Genomic DNA, 16,448 nt, shown 5'->3' on the forward strand with positions numbered 1-16,448 from the left:
AGAAATGACCACTCAGGCTACCGAGCCCCAGTTCCGGCTCGAGCAGAAGCGCAAAATCCTCGGCGACTTCCCCGGACCCAAGTCCGTTGAACTCGCGGCCCGCCGTGCGAAGGTCGTGGCCGGCGGCGTCGCCTCCAGCGTTCCGGTCTACGTGGCCGACGCCGATGGCGGTATCGTCCAGGACGTCGACGGCAATTCCTTCATCGATCTGGGCTCGGGTATCGCCGTGACCAGTGTCGGCGCGTCTGATCCCGCCGTCGTCGGTGCGGTCAAGGAACAGGTGGAGCACTTTACGCACACCTGCTTCATGGTCAGCCCGTATGAGGGCTACATCGCGGTTGCCGAGCAGCTGAACGAGCTGACCCCGGGCGACCATGACAAGCGCACCGTACTGTTCAACTCCGGTGCCGAAGCCGTTGAAAACGCCGTCAAGGTGGCCCGCGTTGCTACGGGACGCACCGCCGTCGTCGCCTTTGACCACGCGTACCACGGCCGCACCAACCTCACCATGGGTCTGACAGCGAAGGCCAACCCCTACAAGTCCAGCCCGGCCGGCAGCTTCGGCCCGTTTGCACCGGAGATCTACCGCGTGCCGATGAGCTACCCCTTCCGCGAGGAAGCCGAGATCAAGGGCGAGGACGCTGCCCGCCGCGCGATCACCATGATCGAGAAGCAGATCGGCGCCGAAAACGTCGCCGCGATCCTGATCGAGCCGATCCAGGGCGAGGGCGGCTTCATCGTCCCGGCCGAGGGCTTCCTGCCGGCCCTGGCCGCGTGGGCCAAGGACAAGGGCGTCGTCTTCATCGCGGACGAGGTCCAGGCCGGCTTCTGCCGCACCGGTGAGTGGTTCGCCTCCGATCACGAGGGCATCGTGCCGGACATCATCACCATGGCCAAGGGGATCGCCGGCGGCATGCCGCTGTCCGCGATCACCGGGCGCGCGGAACTGATGGACGCTGTCCATGCCGGCGGGCTGGGCGGCACCTACGGCGGCAACCCGGTGGCCTGCGCCGCGGCGCTGGCCGCCATCGAAACGATGAAGGAACAGGACCTGAACGCCCGGGCACGCTCAATAGAGTCCCAGGTGCGTGCGCGGCTGGAGAAGCTGGCCGCCGAGGTGGACATCATCGGCGAGGTGCGTGGCCGCGGAGCCATGCTGGCGCTGGAATTCGTGCAGTCGGGTACCGCCGCGACTACCAAGGCCCCGAACGCCGAAGCGACCAAGGCGATTTCCGCCGCCTGCCTGAAGGAAGGCGTCATCATCCTGACCTGCGGCACCTACGGCAACGTAGTCCGTCTCCTGCCGCCGCTGGTCATCGGCGACGACCTGCTGGCGGATGCCCTCGACGTGCTGGAAGGCGCCATCCGCGCAGCCGCTGCCTGACGGTCCAGCGTATTGATCCGAGGGGACAGGATCCGGCCTTTGCCGGGCCCTGTCCCCTCGGTGCTTCCGGAAAGCGGCTGGTGAAATGTGTCCTGCCTCACGGTAGAGTCGCCTCATAATGCTCATGCGGTAGCCGCCGCGGCGGTGGAGGGTGGAACGGATGCGATATGTCGTGGGGTACCAGCCGGATGACCGGGGAGCCGATGCCATCGCGCTGGCGGTAGCCATTGCGCGGGCACAGGGGACCGGGCTGGAGATCGTCTACGTGGTGCCGGAAAACGCGCCCTATGTGGCCGTCAATCCGCAGGGCAAGCGCGTCAGCGCCGGCGAGCAGGAGGTCCTGACCGCGCGGCGCGAAGCGCTGAAACTCGTGCCTTCGGATATCGACGCCGAATTCCGGGTGGTGGACTCGGATTCCTTCGCCGAAGGCCTGATCGAGACAGCCACCGCGCAATCGGCCGCCCTCATCGTCATCGGCGCCGCCTCCACTGGGCTGTTCAAACGGTTCTCGGTAGGCAGTGTCGCCAACGCCTTGCTGCACGCCTCGCCGGTGCCCGTGGCCCTTGCGCCGCGCGGCTACCAGCGGAAGGGGCCGCTGACCCGGTTGACGGCCTTCATCGGCGAGCGGCAGGGCGCCCAGACGGCTCGGGACGTGGCACTGCGCGCCGCCGGCCGCCGTGGCCTGCCGCTGCGGCTGGTCTCGCTCGTGGCGCTGGACACGCACGAACGCTCGGACTCCGGCGAGGCGATCCACCAGGCCCATCTGCACGCCAACTCCGTCCTGGCGGAAGCCGCCACCAATGCGCTCGACGGAACCGCAACCGTGACCGTGGCGCACGGACGGACTATCGAAGAGGCCATCGACAGCCTGGACTGGGACGACGGCGAACTGGTGATCATCGGCTCAAGCCGGCTCGCCCAGCGCAACCGGCTGTTCCTGGGCAGTACGGCGCTGAAGGTGCTCCGGGCACTGCCCGTGCCCATGGTCGTGGTACCGCAGGAGGGCGTGCACGGGCTGGATGCGCCCGGCCACGTCTGACCGGTTCAGGCGGTGGCCGGTTGGGACAGCTTGCGGTAGGAAGCGAGCATGTCCGTGGTCAGGATGATCAGGGACAGCCAGATCAGGCCGAACCCGATCCACCGTTCCAGCGGCATCGGTTCGTGGAAGACGGCCAATGCGAGGATGAACTGGATCAACGGGGCCAGATACTGCAGCATGCCCACCATGCTCAGCGGCAGACGCCGGGCCGCAGCTCCGAAGAACAGCAAGGGCAGCGCGGTGATGAGTCCGCCGGCTGCCATCAGCCAGAAATGCCCTGGCCCGTTGTCGAGCAGGGTTGCCTGGCCCTGGACCATCAGCACCGCCATCACGGCTCCGGCCAGGGGAGTCAGCACCAAGGTCTCCACGCTCAGGCTCGAGACGGCATCCACCTTGGTACCGACGTTCTTCTTGACCAGGCCGTAGAAGCCGAAGCTGAACGCTAGGATCAGCGACAGCCAGGGCACATTGCCGTATCCGAAGGCCAGCACCAGGACGGCGATGAACGCCACGGCCAGTGCCGCCCACTGGGCACGCCGGAGCCGTTCCTTCAGGATGAGCACACCAAGCAGGACGGAAATCAGCGGGTTGATGAAGTAGCCCAGCGAGGCCTCCACCGTGCGCTCGCTGAGTACGGCAATGGTGTAGGTCAGCCAGTTGACGGCGATGAGCGCCGCGGCCAGCGAAAGCGTGCCCAGGGTGCGCTTGTCCACCAGGGCAGCCTTGAAGGGGCGCCAGCTGCGCATGGCCGTCATCAGCAGCACGCAGAACAGCAGCGACCAGACCACCCGGTTGGCCACGATTTCCAGCGGACCGGCCGGCTCTAGGATGGCGAAGTAGAGCGGCAGGATGCCCCACAGCCCGTAGGCAGCCAGCCCGAAGAGCAAGCCTGTGCTGTGTTCGCTACGCGGTTTCCTGCCCTTGGTGCCGGCTGCTACTGCATCCGTCACCGCCGTGGCATCCAGGTCGGGGGCGACGGCAGTTAGCTGCTGGTGGGGAGGGAAGGCTGGATCGCCGTCGTTAGTTGACACAGAGCCCATAACATCACCGGCAGGCCGGGTATTCCAACCCGGCGGCTGGCGGGGGCATAAGGCGGCGGCCTCAGCCGGGCAGCTGGCCCGAAAGTTTGCCCGCGAGTTCCGCCCAGGCTTCCAGCGGGTGCTTCTCCTCCGGGGCAGGTTCCTGCCCGTAGTTCACGGCCAGGGACTGCACCGGCGAAACCCCGATCAGCCGCGCGCGCGGTCCCGCGGCTGCCAGCGCCTGCCGGGCGCCGAAGTCCCGCAGCGCCTCCGAGCCGAAGAATGCGCAGGCCGGAACGGACATGCCGGTGAAACGCGCCGGGCGGGCAAGATTGCTGAAACCGACGGCGTGGCCCAGGACGGCGGTCCGCGCGTGGCTGCGGTGCATCCGTGCGGCAAAGGCGTCCAGCTGGTCCAGGCCCAGCGGATCCGCGGTTTCCGCCAGGAGTTCCACGGTTTCATGGACCCCGGCCGCGGATCGTTCCACCGTGACGACGGCGATCGCAGCTGCCACCGTCCCCACCCGCGGCTGCCCCACGGCGACCAGCCCGGAGGTTTCCGGTGCCCGGTCATAGCAGTGTGCCGTGATCGCCGCGGTGTCCCATGGTTCGCTGACCGGTTCGGCCCGGCCCCACCCGACGGGCGGGTGGCCGGTGAGTTCGGTGAACAGCTGCGCGGTGAAGTCCCCGATGCGGGTGCCCAGGCTCGCCGGGTGCATGGTCTCGGCCCGGACATGGAGCAGGCCGCCGGGCGTGCGCGGGGTCAGCAGGAAGTCCTCGGCGAGTTCGTCCAGCGGTTCGAAAACCTCGCCGTTCCATTCGTGGACCCGGCCGGTGAAGCCGTCGAAGAACGTGCCGTCCGCGCTGGTGGCCAGCCATTGGCAGCCGGGTTCGGAGAGCAGCATGCTTAACGGCAGGCTGATCGCGGCGGTACCCGGTGTCAGCACGGCGAACTGCCGTCCGTCTTCCTGGGCCGCCCCGTGCGACTTGGCGATCCAGGGCGAGAGGTAGGTGATGGGTTTGTCCTGGAAAAGGACCCCTGTGGCGGCACTGCTGAAGTCGAAAGCGGAAGCGTGGCTCACGGCTGCACCATCCCGGGAACGACGACGGCGCCCTCGCACCGGCGGGCGAGGGCATGGCAGAGGGCGTCGGCCCTGGCCGCGGCTTCGCGGAGCCCGTCGCGGACGTGGATGTCCTGCCACCAGAGCGGTTCGGCGGCGGGGTCTCCGGTGCCGGGGGTGAAGGCAGCGGGCACGCGGACACCGGGCACCGCGGAGACTTCCGCGCCGGCGAGCAGCCGCTGCACCTCCTGCGGAACGCGGACCAGCCGCGGCAGTTCGAGCACCAGCTGGACCTCGCCGTCGTCGGTGAAGAGTTCGAGCAGGGAGTTCTCCGCGGTTTCCCTGACATTGAGCTCCGGGACGGTGGCGACCAGGGCCTCGACCACGGTGCGCTGGTCCGGTTCGCGCAGGCTGATGACGGTCCAGTCACTGCTCATCGGCGGCGGCCTCCGTTGCGTTGTAGTACAGCTGAACGGTGTTGACGGGCTTGCCGGACTGCACCAGCTGGGCCCGGCCCGGTGGCAGTGCCCGTGCGCGGATGCCGTTGAGCAGTGCGCCCTCGCCGCGGTCGCCCGACATCAGAATGCCGGTGCTGCCCGAATCGCGCAGCGACATGAAGAAGGCCTCGTACATGCCGCGGCTGGCACCGCGGACCCGGCGCGAGAGCACCGCGTGCAGGCCGATCTCGGGTCCCAGCGGCAGATAGGGCGTCAGCTGGCTCAAGGGGGAGGAACCGCCCGCGGTGAGAATGTCATAGTCGTCGATGATGAGCACAACGCGCGGAGGATTCCCGCCGTTGTTGGCAACGCCGTCGTTGTTGCCGTTGACGCGTTTGTCCAGTTCCGATGCCACGGCTCCGGCCAGCTGTTCGGCGAGCGCGGGGCTGGTGGCATAGCCGCCGAGGTACTCTTCGGGCACCTCGTCGGCGAGGCCGCGCCGGGGGTCGAAGACCGCGAAGACCAGGTTTTCCGGCGTATGCTGTTCGGCCAGCCGCCGGATCACTGAGCGCATGACGTTGGTCTTGCCGGCGCCGTCGTCGCCGAGGACCACCAGGTGCCGGTCCTTGACGTGCATGTCCAAGTGCTCGGTACCCAGATCCGTCTCGCGCAGGCCCAGCGGGATCCGCCCCGGCCGCGCCGGGGTGACGGCCGTTTCCGCACCCACCAGCGGCGGCAGGACGCGGACCTGCATGGCGCGGTCATCGGTGGAGGCCGCGACGGCGGCAACCAGATCTCGCATGCCCTGGACCGCGGTGTCCTGATCCGGCTCGGAGTCGATCCGGGGCAGGGCGATGTGGCCGATGAGCTTCTGCTCCATCAGGCCGCGGCCCGGCCGGTCCGCGCTGATCGACTCGGCGAGTTTGCGGCCGAAATTCGATTCCGCCGGATCGCCCAGGCGCAGCTCGATCCGGTTGCCGAAGAAGCCCTGCTGGGCAATGCGGACCTCGTTGGTGCGGGTGGAAGTCACGATCATGTGGATTCCGTAGCCGCCGCCGCGGGAGATGATCGAGTGGACTTTCTTTTCGACGTCGTCGAACTCGTCGCTGAGCTGGCCGTAGCCGTCCAGCACCAGCACGATATCCGCGCTGGCCAGTTCCGGGATCATGCCCTGGGCACACATCCGGCGCAGCGTTTGCAGCGAATCGATCTGGTACCGCTCGAACAGCTGCTCGCGGGTGTCCAGCATGGCAGCGATCTCCTCGATGGTGCGGCGCACCACTTCGCGGTTGGTGCGCACCGCGACCCCGCCCACATGCGGCAGTCCCTCCAGCGGCAACAGGCCGCTGCCCAGAAGGTCGACGGCGTAGATGCCCACCTCGGACGGGCTGTGTGTGAGGGCCAGGCTGCAGACAATGGTGCGTAGGGCGGTGCTCTTGCCCGACTGGGGCCCGCCGACGATGATGGCATTGCCGCCCGCGTTGTTCAGGTCCAGTTCCCACAGCCCCTGCCACTGCTTGGCCGGGTCGTCGAGCAGGCCGATGGGGACGCGCAGGTTGCCGCCCTTGGCCAGCCGGATGCCCTGGCTGGTGGCGGCGGCGGAGCCGGCCGCGGTGTCCAGCGCGATGCCCCTTGGCAGCGGCGGCAGCCAGATGGGCTGGACCGAGCGCGGGAAGGTGCGCAGGGTTTCCATCAGCGTGGACATGACCGTGGGCCCGGTGGTGCGCTGCGAGGCCTTGGTCCGCAGGCCCGACTTTGCCGGCTTGCTGCCGGCCGCACCGGTTGCGGCGTCTTCGAGGACGGCGGCGTAACGCGGGACGGCCAGCACCAACTCCTCGGCCTCGTCCTGTTCGTCTTCCGGTTCCTCCACCTCGACAGGGCCGGAGACATAGCCGGATTTGAAGCGCGTGTAGGTGGTGGTGTCCACCTTCAGGTAGCCGAAACCGGGAACCGGGGGCAGATGGAAGGCATCCGGGGTGTCCAGCACCGTGCGGGACTCGGACTCGGAGAGGGTGCGCAGGCCGATCCGGTAGGACAGGTACGTGTCCAGGCCGCGCAGCTTGCCGCCCTCGATCCGCTGGCTGCTCAGCAGCAGGTGCACGCCGATGGACCGGCCGATGCGGCCGATGGAGAGGAACAGTTCGATGAAGTCCGGCCGGGCGGTCAGCAGCTCGCCGAACTCGTCGATGATGACCACCAGATGCGGCAGCGGATCCATCTCTTCGCCGCGGGCCAAGCGTTCCTGGCGGTGCAGCTGGTAGTCGGTGATGTTGGCGATGTTGCCAGCAGCCTTGAGCAGTTCCTGCCGCCGGAGGATTTCGCCGTTCAGGCTGGCGTAGACGCGCTCGATCAGCGTCAGGTCATCGGAGAGGTTGGTGATGATGCCGGTGACCTGCGGGGCGCCCTCGAAGGGGGCGAAGGTGGCGCCACCTTTGAAGTCCACCAGCACCATGGCCAGCACATCGGGGGAGTGAGTGGCCAGCAGCCCCAGCACCAGGCTGCGCAGCATCTCCGACTTGCCCGAACCCGTGGCGCCCACGCACAGGCCGTGCGGGCCCATGCCGAACTGAGCGGATTCCTTCAGATCAAGCATGGCAGGCTTGCCCCGGTCATCCGGGCCGAGCGGGACGCGCAGGAAGTCGATCTCGCTGCGCGGCTGCCACAGCCTGCGGATGTCCGCGGCGTCCAGCCGAGGGGAGAGGCCCAGCATCTCCAGGTAACCCACGGAACTCTCGGCGCTGTTGTGCTCAAGCGAATCGGGCGACAGCCGCATCGGCGCCAGTTCGCGGGCCAGCGACTCCGCGGTGGCCAGCGGCAGTTCGTCCAGCAGGCCTTCCTCGGTCACCGGGTCAACCGGATCCTCGCGGTAGTTCTGGCTGAGGAAGCTGCGCGGCCCGGCCGCCGCTTCGCTGATCCGGATGCTCACCTCGCCGGGTTCATGCCGGCGGTTGTCGGTGAGGTAGATGACCGTGGCACCCAGCTGGCCGGGGGAGGACAGCTTGTCCGGCAGCGCCAGTTCCTGCGGCGGCTCGCCGTACGTGTCGGCGATGATCAGCAGCCGCGGCATGGAATTGCCCACGCCAGCCTTGAGATAGTTCTTCCGCGCCTCGGCGGCGATGGTGGAGCGGTTCTGCAGGTCGTCCTTGAGCAGGTCGGAGAGCGAATCCAGCGAGGGTGCCAGCCGGCGGACGGGTCCGGTGCGGTGTGTCCGCGACTGGTCCGCCAGGTGCGGCAGCCAAGTAGCCCAGGCCCAGTCGTCGTACCGTTCCTCCGGCACGGACAGGGCGATGTGCAGGTCCTCGGGGGAGTGGAACGCGGCGGCCTCCACCAGCAGGTTCCGGCAGACGGCCAGAGCGAACTCGCGTGAACCGACCAGGCTGACGTTGCCGGCCGAGTCCAGCGGAAGGGTCAGCGGCAGCTCGGGGGAGGCCTCGAAGCGCCGCCGCAGGATCTGCAGTTCGGTGGTCATGAACTGGTCCGTCTGCTGCAGGCCAGAAGTGGAGTCATTAACCCTGATCTCCCTGCTCCGCCGCTCGCCGCTGCCGATCCGCACGTCCAGGAAGTCCTCGTTGCGCCGGCGGCGTTCCCAGATCCGTTTGGGATTGCGGATGATATCGAACAAGGCCGACGGCGGGGGACTGCTCACCCGGGCAACCTTGATGGCACGCTGCTCATCGGTGCGCAGTTCGGTCCGCGCGCGCTCCAGATATTCCAGGTAGTACTCGCGCTGGTCGCGGCTCTGCCGGGCCTGCTTTCCTTTTTGGCTGACCATCATGGCGATGGAAGCCAGGATGGTCACAATCATCATCAACGCGCCGACGGCGGCCAGGGACGAACCGCGGAAGAGCATCATGACCGTCATGGACGCGCCCGCGCCGAGTAGCGGGACCAGCGACATCATGTTCATGCCGCTGCGGCCCTCGTTCACCGGCGGCGGCGCATCCAGAATGTAGGGTTCCACGGTGCGGGCCGGCGGTGTGGTCCGGGCGGGGCGGTGGATCAGCTTGACGCTCATATCACCGGTTCCCGTTGGCTGCGTGCAGGATCGTGGACGCCAGCGAAGTGGCATCCAGCCGGGTCTGCGGTGCCAGCAGACCCAGGTCGATTTCGACGCCGGCGGCCAGATGCCGGTCGTAGGGCAGGGTCAGCACGTCCAGGCCTTCGCGGCTGAGCCGGACGGCCTCCTTGACGGGATCCAGCGGCGCGTCGGAATCGGTGCTGGTCACCACCGTCAGCAAGGGCAGCGCATGGGTGGCCGGGTCCTGCAGCCAGGCCCGCGCGTAGCTGAGCGCGTCATTGACCCCGGATACGGTGGCCGGAACCACTTGCACCACGGCGTGCGAGGACTTGATCGCCCACACGCTGTCCGGATGGCTGATGCCGGTGGGACAGTCGATCAGCGTGATCGGGAAGTAGCGGCTGACCGCGGTCAGGGCGTTGCCCAGTGCCGGGTACTCCGCGCGCGGTTGCCAGAGGCGGACACCGGTGGCGTAAAGATTGGCCCCGGCCGCCCCCATCCGCCCGGCCAGCTCGGCGTGGCTCGCAGGGGTTCCGCTCACGACAGCGGAAGCCAGCTCATCGACGGACGGCGTCTGCTCGAGGCCAAGACGCAGCGTCAGGGAGCCGAGGCCAGGATCGTTGTCCACGGCGGCCACCGAGTCCTGGCGCATGGCGGCAAACACGGAAGCGAGCAGCGCCGTCGTCGTTGTCTTGCCGGCCCCGCCGCGCGAACTGATGACGGCGATACGGCGGCCGGTGGTGACCGGTTCCTGGGCTCCGGCGGCGGCCGCGCTGAGCCGTTGCGGGTAGTCGTCGGAGCGGAAGAGGCTGGTGAGCTGGCGCAGAACACGGGCGCCGGTGGGCAGTCCCTGGCGGGTGCGCAGGCGGCGGCGGAAAGTGTCGGTGGAGGTTTCGAAGCCGCCGAAGCTGCCTTCTCCTGCGGCCTGGGCGGCCTGAGCTTCGCGCCGGATCTGCGGCGCCGGCTGGGGAGTCCACGGATCGTACGTCACTGGGGCTTCCTTCCCAAGGAGCGGGGTCGGGCTGGAGTTGCGGACCGGTCTGCTGCGGCGGTGCGTGCCGGGCTCATGAACCGAAGCTCGTCAGCAGCTGGGCGAAGAGTCCGAACAGCCCGAGGATCAGCGGCACGGTGGCCAGGATGGCGATGGTCTCGATTTTGTTCCCGGCCAGGCGCAGGCGGGCGGCAGTGTGCGCCGGCAGGCTCAGCGTGAGGACGGAGCCGACGGCCAGCGCCGTCGCCAGCAGCAGCAGGCCCACCAGCCATTCGGAGCCGTCCAGCAGCAGCAGGGCGGACATGGCCAGCGCGGCGACTCCCGCTGAAGCGGCGATGTAGAGCGAGACCCGCTCGGCGGCCAGCGGAAAGGACCGCGCCCGCAGGCTTGCGGCGAGGACCAGTGCGGCCAGCAGCGGCAGCGTCCACGCCTGCCGGGTCGAGTCCGTGCCCAGAATCCACAGTGCCGCGGCGATGGACAGCGCCGTCAGAACGGTGCCCAAGGCCAGGGCCCGGTGCGCGGCGCGGATGGCGTCCAGGGCATCGGCACGCCGGATGGAACCGCCTTGGGAACGCTGGTCATCCAGGGTGGCCAGACCGGAGACGGAGAGGGCGATCTTCGGCGTGAGGCCCAGCAGCACAATGCTGGTGGTGCCGGCGATGGCGGCTGCCCGGACCGGATCACCGGAGAAAAAGCCGCACGCAGCCCAGATAGCGGTCAGGGCGGCCAGCGTCCCGGCTGCACCGAACATGGCCTTGGACCGACCCAGCATTGCCCCGACGGCGGCAAAGGCCGCGGTAGAGAGCAGCGCGAGGACCAGCAGCTTCAGCTCGATGCCGAGGTCTAGATGCAGGACGGAGCCGAGCCCGAAGAGCCAGCCGGTGCCGGCCAGCGTCAGCCCCACGTTCCTGCGCTGCGGCAGCCCGAACAGAGTGGAGCCGGCCAGCAGGACAACCGCAACGGCCAGCAGAATCCACCAGCTGCTGCCGCCCGCGAACGATCCCAGCAGTATTTCCACGGCGCCCCAGCTGCCCAGGGCGGCGAAGGCGCCGGCCATCAGGTGGCGGAAGCGCTCGTCCCAGCGACCGCCCACCGACTCGGTTTCCTCGACAACCGTGTCCGTCACGTCGTAGACGACGGCGGGCGGCGGAGCATCGGAGGCGTTGAACAAGGTGAGCTTGCCGCCGTCGCTGACTCCGGCGTCGGACAGTGTCGCCTGGTCGGGCAACGGCTCGCCGGAGGCCTGGACCAGCACTTTGGCCGCGACCTCGTCGCGAGGGGAATCCGCCATCAGATCGAGGATCTGCGGCATCAGGGTACCCACCGGCTGGTCCGCCGGCAGCAGCAGATCCAGGTGCCGGCTTTCGCCGATCAGCGTGACGCGGGTAAAAGCGAGCGGCATCGGTCAGGCTCCCGGACGTAGGTTCTCAAGGGGCAGCGCCCCGTGCTGGGGATCTTCATGCAGCTGCACCCAGGCCGAGGCCGAGCGTTCCTGCTGCTTCTGCCGCTGTTCGGCGAGCAGGTTGCTGACAAAGGAGTAGCCCACGCAGATAGCGGCAATCAGTGCGGCCAGTGCAATGCTGAACAGGAACAACCTCAGGCTGTCCATCCAGCGGCGCTGGTTCGGATTGTCGCCGTACAGCAGGGCGGAGGTCAGCCGGTTGCGCCGGACCACCACAGACTCGATGAGCTGACTGTCGTAGTCGTTGGCCATGCAGGCACTCCTCTTCTGGCGTCGGTTTCGTGTGGCTGGCGGTGCTCGTCGGCTCTGCGGCCGGGCAACGCATATCCATCATGTCATCCCGAAACCGCCAAACCGCCGGATTACAGACCGAGTGGGGAGTTCTACCCATGCTGAACGGTTGCGGCGCATGTGGCAATTGGGATTCTATTGAGCTATCCGGTTACCGCAGACCCCTGACAGTCTCCATAGCTTCTGCTGGTAATTCTTGCGAAACGATCAACCAGGACAGACGAGAGCGCAGCCAAGCGCCATGAAGGTGGTAATGATGAAATTTGATATGGGCTCACAGACCCTGTCGCAGCTGACCTCACAGACCGGAGGCTCAAACGAGGACATGGGCCAGCTGGTCCGGAACCTGGTTGACGCGGTAGCGCCGCTCGAAGGCAAGTTCAACGGCCAGGCCCGCGTGAAGTTCGACGAATTCAAGGCCCGCGCCGACGAAATCGCCAACAACCTCAATGGCGCGCTCGCCGCAATCCTGACCGGCCAGAGCGAAATGGACCTGGCGTTCCACACCGGCGACCAGGAGTCCGCCGACAACGCCTCGCAGCAGCAGGGCGCCGCGAATTTCGACGCCGCCAACTTCAGCTCCTCGCGCTAGCCACTCGGGTCCGCAGCAGCGGGCATCCCTTACAGACTTCACTTCTCCCGGCGCTACCGCCGGATCTCCGAAAGGAACTGCTATGTCCCAGGACCGTCTTACTTACGACACCGACATTTCCGCCCAGGTACAGGGCGAAATCCAGTCCATCGTCGGCCGGCTCGAGAGCCTGATCGCCGAACGCGACAAGGCCGTTGCCGCCGCCATGTCGGATTACCAGGCCGACGGCGTCTCCGAGGAATACCAGGGTGTGGAATCCCGCTGGAAGAACGCGGCCGGCGAGGTCAAGGAAATCATCCGCCTGGTCCGGAACACCCTTGAGCAGAATGACCAGACCGCGGCCAACACGGGTGCCCGCGCCCGTGCCGCCGTTCAGAACATCGGCTAACCAGCCAGATAAGGCAGCGCCGAACCCCCGGCGTTGTCTTTCGTACGGATCAGGCACGCCAGGCATGGAGGAAAGATGGCAGCGGACTGGGACATTGAATCGGCGACGATCCAATCCATCATCGGCAGGGTGCAGACGCAGACCGAGAAGTATGCGGACCTGTTTGTGGAGTTCGGCGCGGAAGTAAGTTCCATCATGGAAGCCTCGAAGTCGCAGATCATCGGTGAAGCGCTGGTCGGATTGTCCGAAGAGAAGCTGCAGGCAGCGATGACGCAGGTCCAGGGACGCAGCGTCCAGGCCCTCAATTCCACGTCAACCGCGGTCAACGCAATCATCACCGGTGACCAGGCGATGGAGCAGAATGTCCGGGCGGCCCAGGACACCGCCAATGACGCCTACATCCCCGAGCCCGCACCTGCGCCGCACCGGAACGGTCCGGTTCCCCAAGCGGTCTGAACGACGTTTGCGCCGCCGCACATTCACTCATTCACTCACTCGCACACATGAGGTATTGAACCATGGGCTGGAATCCCTCTGAGTTTCCTCCGTTGCCGGACGGCGATGTGCTGGAACAGCACGCCGGCAAGCTGCGGACCAAGGCAGAAGGCATCCAGTCGGCGGCCGAGGAATCGCACACACTGTGGGCCGGCATGTCCACCGCATACAAGGGCCCGGGGGACTGGCAGGTCCACAATGCCTTCAACAAGGTGGCCTCCGAGGCGGAAGTTGTCCTGGAGGACGCGAACGCCGTCGCAGACGCCGTCGACACCTTCGCCGAGTGGGCCAGGGAAGCCAAGCGGCGCTACAACGCCCTCTACGCCGACTGGCTCGCCGTGCAGTCGCGGATCGACGACGGCGGCGATGACTGGCGTGAGGACCAAGACCTGGTCAACGACGACAACAACATCCTCAAGTCCGCCGACGCGTTGCTGGCCGAGCATATGGAAGCGGAACGCACGTGCGCGACGGCGATCTCCGGTCTCTTCGATGGGCCTTCGTATGTGGTGACAACGCAGGATGGGCCGGGAGCCAACCAGGTCGCCTACGGGTATACCGCGGACCAGCTCGACGCCGCGGCGGCGGAGGGGAACATTCCCTGGGGCGAGCCCACCGAGTGGGACAAGCCGTGGTACCGCGATGCCCTCGACGGGGTGGTGTCCTTCGGCAAGGGCGTCTGGAGCGGCATCACCGGCACGGTGACCGGCCTGTGGAACATGGTGAACTTCACGGACATGGAGACCTTCTCCGCGACGTGGAAGGGCATCGGCACGCTGGCGCTGGACGTGGCGATCGTTGCAACGCCGGTTGCCCAGGTCGCCCTTCGTGCGACCGGGAACAAACATATCGTGGACCAATCGGCGGAGCGCCTGGTTGCCGTGGGCAAGGCCGCCGTCCATTGGGATGACTGGAAGCGCGACCCTGCCTATGCGGCCGGCGCGTCTGCTTTCGATCTGGCCTCCATCCTGCTCACTGCCGGCGGCGGCGCCGTGGCCAAGACCGGTTCCGTGGCCTCGGCCGTGACTCGGGTCGGCAGTACCGGCAGCCGCGTGGCCAGCATCGTGAACGCCACCGGGCTGACGAAGATCGCCGGCTACACCGGCCGGGTCATCGACCTGGGCAGTGCGCTGAAGATCAACACGGTCAACTTCGCTACGGACACGGCCCGCGTCACCCTGGGCCGGGTGGCACCTGCCGCCGTCCGCGTGGACAACTTCATTAACGATGTCGGGGCTTCACTCTCCGGTCCGCGTCCGGCCTACGCTGGGGTGTCCACCGGCAATGGCCCGGGCCCGGTCAGCACCCGCATCGACAACCTGATCAACCGCTTCGACGCCGAAGGCCCCGTCGGACCCGGCCGCGGAAGCGTCACGGATACCACCCCGGTTCGAGGCACCGGCGCACCAGATCCGGCTCGCGCCGACGGTACGAAGACTCCCGATAAGGAACAGACTGGCGGATCGACGTCGAACCCCGCCAGCACTGGCGATGGCAGCGCACGAAGTACAGATTCGACCCCAACAGGTGTGAAGGAACCGGACGAGGCCCCGCCCGGTACAGCCGCGACCTCGGCAGCCGACACTGAGGACGCTGCAGTGCGCGCTGGAGAGCCCAAGGCTTCTCCCGGTGACGTACCGCCGGAACGCGAGCCGGATGGAAATGGCGCCGATGATCGACCGGGCCGTTTGGTCCGGGCGGCCGACGGGACTCCCGAACGTGTCGTATTCCGCGACGGAACGGAACATACCGTCACAACAGACTTGGGCAGTCTGCGGCAAGCAGATGCCTGGGAAGATGTCAGGGGTGCGCTCGAGCAGCACGGCAAGGACGAAGAATGGCTGCGCCGGACTGTGGCCGCGGACGCGGAGGATCTATCCCTTGCCGACGCTGAGGCACTCCGAAACATACGCCGATCCATCCCGAGCCCCGATTTAAATACGCTCTTCCAAAAGGTCGTCACCCAAGGCCAGGCCGAGGCGCTGTTCGACCCCTCCAACACATACCGGACGGGAACTGTTGGCTATATTTCCCGCGCCGAACACACCAGTGGACTACGCACACCCCAACAAATCCACGACGGGCTGCGGCTGGACTATGAATCAACGCCTTACCTCCCCGACAACTCCAAGCCTGTCTTCTCGATCCGGTTTAGGACGAGTGACACCGGCCTGGACCAGATCCGTGTTGCCGATGGACGGCTCGACGACCATATTGTGCAGCAAGGAGGGAGCCCATCGGGGGTCCCGGAGATTGAGGACTACAACGTTCCGTCCACCAAACGGGACCCTGCACCTAATATGGGCCATGGCTTCACCGGTAGCACTGACCTGGACACAGACCTTGTTCCTGAAGAAGTGGCAGAAATAAGGAATGGCAAAGCTGTCCAGTTTAGGGATGGCGCTGAACTTTGGGAGAATAATGCATCAGGGCAGGAAGTCCTGGCAGGCGTCTATGACGGGTTTAGCCAGACGTGGCGGCGCGTATTGAGCAGCATTGAAGGCTTTGAGTGAGTGCCGGTTTAGATTGTGGTTCGGATGCACAATGACCGCGTCTGTGTGATCGAAGCAGAAAGGCCGGAAATGACCAGCGTTCGCCCGAATGTATCGCAGGACCGTGCTAATGCCTTGGCGGCTGTGCAATCGTCGGCGGTATCTTGCCGAATGCGATCGGAGCAGCACCTATGACGCGGCGGGTAAAGGGCGTACGTCCTGCCGGCGAGTATGCGGTCTTAGACGGTCGTGAATTCGATGCGACGGTGGCAGATCCTGAAGCACGCACGATCATGCTGGCCACGGTCGCTAAGGTGGCACCCGGACCGGGATGGTCCAAGAACCGAGCGGTGGGTGCAGGACAATTTAGATTTACACGCGTTGTCGACTACAAGGTATTAGAAAAATGGGAATCTATCGGTGCGGTGGCGAATTGGAAGGGCTACCGACTGACGATTGTTGCGTTTACTGATGATGGGATGGCCGTTGCCTATGCCGATGCGGATTGGCACCGTGCACTTCGCGAGTTGAAGCCGCTCGTGGAGCAAGCCGGGTTGAAGTACTCGTTCAATGGACCAGGAGATATTGAGGTAACAGTGCCCGTATCTGAACTAACAGACTTGCAGGAGACAGGAATCCGCGACAATTTCGTCGAATACAAGAAATGGGGTTGGTGATGAGGAACCGGCAACCTTGTGAGGTGTGGGTTCCTGTCGCTCCAGTAGGCTATTGCCTCGACAGAGACGGTGAAGGACTGCCAGGAGGATCCTCATGATCGAT

General features: G+C 66.5%; 14 protein-coding genes. 7 read left to right on the forward strand and 7 right to left on the reverse strand.

The genetic code is table 11. The features are described from left to right. Positions 1 to 4: 4 nt before the first annotated feature. Positions 5 to 1,384 (forward strand): 4-aminobutyrate--2-oxoglutarate transaminase, encoded by a 1,380-nt coding sequence (gabT, locus tag AC5RWO_RS08630; protein ID WP_498730976.1) that lies wholly within the window; start codon positions 5 to 7, stop codon positions 1,382 to 1,384. 160 nt (positions 1,385 to 1,544) lie between these two features. Then, a complete protein-coding gene (locus AC5RWO_RS08635) occupies positions 1,545 to 2,423 on the forward strand; it encodes a universal stress protein (protein WP_498730977.1) in 879 nt (292 codons plus the stop codon). 5 nt (positions 2,424 to 2,428) lie between these two features. Here AC5RWO_RS08635 and rarD read toward each other — a convergent pair whose 3' ends face one another. The 7 genes from rarD to AC5RWO_RS08670 all read right to left on the reverse strand — a co-directional run bounded on the left by rarD (position 2,429) and on the right by AC5RWO_RS08670 (position 11,662). After that, a complete protein-coding gene (gene rarD, locus AC5RWO_RS08640; RefSeq protein WP_498730978.1) occupies positions 2,429 to 3,463 on the reverse strand; it encodes an EamA family transporter RarD in 1,035 nt (344 codons plus the stop codon). 61 nt (positions 3,464 to 3,524) lie between these two features. Further along, a complete protein-coding gene (locus tag AC5RWO_RS08645) occupies positions 3,525 to 4,523 on the reverse strand; it encodes a DUF6177 family protein (RefSeq protein ID WP_498730980.1) in 999 nt (332 codons plus the stop codon). Then, positions 4,520 to 4,939, reverse strand: coding sequence for a hypothetical protein (locus tag AC5RWO_RS08650; RefSeq protein WP_498730981.1), 420 nt, complete (start codon positions 4,937 to 4,939; stop codon positions 4,520 to 4,522). The genes AC5RWO_RS08645 and AC5RWO_RS08650 overlap by 4 nt, the downstream gene beginning before the upstream one ends. Continuing rightward, positions 4,929 to 8,954 carry a type VII secretion protein EccCa gene (eccCa, locus tag AC5RWO_RS08655; protein WP_498730983.1) on the reverse strand — a complete coding sequence of 1,342 codons (4,026 nt, stop codon included), beginning with the start codon at positions 8,952 to 8,954 and terminating at the stop codon, positions 4,929 to 4,931. The genes AC5RWO_RS08650 and eccCa overlap by 11 nt, the downstream gene beginning before the upstream one ends. Position 8,955: 1 nt before the next feature. Further along, positions 8,956 to 9,948, reverse strand: a complete 993-nt coding sequence (locus tag AC5RWO_RS08660; RefSeq protein WP_498730985.1) for a MinD/ParA family ATP-binding protein — start codon at positions 9,946 to 9,948, stop codon at positions 8,956 to 8,958. 73 nt (positions 9,949 to 10,021) lie between these two features. Continuing rightward, positions 10,022 to 11,350 carry a type VII secretion integral membrane protein EccD gene (eccD, locus tag AC5RWO_RS08665; RefSeq protein ID WP_498730987.1) on the reverse strand — a complete coding sequence of 443 codons (1,329 nt, stop codon included), beginning with the start codon at positions 11,348 to 11,350 and terminating at the stop codon, positions 10,022 to 10,024. A 3-nt stretch (positions 11,351 to 11,353) separates the two neighbouring features. Further along, positions 11,354 to 11,662 (reverse strand): hypothetical protein, encoded by a 309-nt coding sequence (locus AC5RWO_RS08670; RefSeq protein ID WP_498730989.1) that lies wholly within the window; start codon positions 11,660 to 11,662, stop codon positions 11,354 to 11,356. 292 nt (positions 11,663 to 11,954) lie between these two features. On the opposite strand from AC5RWO_RS08670, the gene AC5RWO_RS08675 reads away from it, so the two are divergent. From AC5RWO_RS08675 to AC5RWO_RS08695, 5 genes are all read left to right on the forward strand, one after another. Then, on the forward strand, positions 11,955 to 12,293 hold the full coding sequence (locus AC5RWO_RS08675) for a hypothetical protein (protein ID WP_335644923.1): 339 nt from the start codon (positions 11,955 to 11,957) through the stop codon (positions 12,291 to 12,293). 82 nt (positions 12,294 to 12,375) lie between these two features. Continuing rightward, the gene (locus AC5RWO_RS08680; RefSeq protein WP_074701193.1) at positions 12,376 to 12,681 is read left to right on the forward strand and encodes a pore-forming ESAT-6 family protein; all 306 of its coding nucleotides are present in this window, start codon (positions 12,376 to 12,378) and stop codon (positions 12,679 to 12,681) included. 75 nt (positions 12,682 to 12,756) lie between these two features. Then, positions 12,757 to 13,137: a DUF6507 family protein gene (locus AC5RWO_RS08685; protein WP_498730990.1), complete on the forward strand. Its 381-nt coding sequence runs from the start codon at positions 12,757 to 12,759 to the stop codon at positions 13,135 to 13,137. A 62-nt stretch (positions 13,138 to 13,199) separates the two neighbouring features. Then, positions 13,200 to 15,689: a hypothetical protein gene (locus tag AC5RWO_RS08690; protein WP_498730991.1), complete on the forward strand. Its 2,490-nt coding sequence runs from the start codon at positions 13,200 to 13,202 to the stop codon at positions 15,687 to 15,689. A 170-nt stretch (positions 15,690 to 15,859) separates the two neighbouring features. Next, positions 15,860 to 16,345: a hypothetical protein gene (locus tag AC5RWO_RS08695; RefSeq protein WP_498730993.1), complete on the forward strand. Its 486-nt coding sequence runs from the start codon at positions 15,860 to 15,862 to the stop codon at positions 16,343 to 16,345. The last annotated feature ends 103 nt before the right edge of the window (positions 16,346 to 16,448 follow it).

The sequence above is a fragment of the Arthrobacter sp. B055-34 genome, from assembly GCF_059090425.1.

Coding starts and splice junctions, on each gene's coding strand:
- AC5RWO_RS08650 (WP_498730981.1), bottom strand. CDS start 4,939: ATGAGCAGTGACTGGACCGTCATCAGCCTGCGCGAACCGGACCAGCGC.
- eccCa (WP_498730983.1), bottom strand. CDS start 8,954: ATGAGCGTCAAGCTGATCCACCGCCCCGCCCGGACCACACCGCCGGCC.
- AC5RWO_RS08680 (WP_074701193.1), top strand. CDS start 12,376: ATGTCCCAGGACCGTCTTACTTACGACACCGACATTTCCGCCCAGGTA.
- AC5RWO_RS08685 (WP_498730990.1), top strand. CDS start 12,757: ATGGCAGCGGACTGGGACATTGAATCGGCGACGATCCAATCCATCATC.
- AC5RWO_RS08635 (WP_498730977.1), top strand. CDS start 1,545: ATGCGATATGTCGTGGGGTACCAGCCGGATGACCGGGGAGCCGATGCC.
- AC5RWO_RS08690 (WP_498730991.1), top strand. CDS start 13,200: ATGGGCTGGAATCCCTCTGAGTTTCCTCCGTTGCCGGACGGCGATGTG.
- rarD (WP_498730978.1), bottom strand. CDS start 3,463: ATGGGCTCTGTGTCAACTAACGACGGCGATCCAGCCTTCCCTCCCCAC.
- eccD (WP_498730987.1), bottom strand. CDS start 11,350: ATGCCGCTCGCTTTTACCCGCGTCACGCTGATCGGCGAAAGCCGGCAC.
- AC5RWO_RS08670 (WP_498730989.1), bottom strand. CDS start 11,662: ATGGCCAACGACTACGACAGTCAGCTCATCGAGTCTGTGGTGGTCCGG.
- AC5RWO_RS08695 (WP_498730993.1), top strand. CDS start 15,860: ATGACGCGGCGGGTAAAGGGCGTACGTCCTGCCGGCGAGTATGCGGTC.
- AC5RWO_RS08675 (WP_335644923.1), top strand. CDS start 11,955: ATGATGAAATTTGATATGGGCTCACAGACCCTGTCGCAGCTGACCTCA.
- gabT (WP_498730976.1), top strand. CDS start 5: ATGACCACTCAGGCTACCGAGCCCCAGTTCCGGCTCGAGCAGAAGCGC.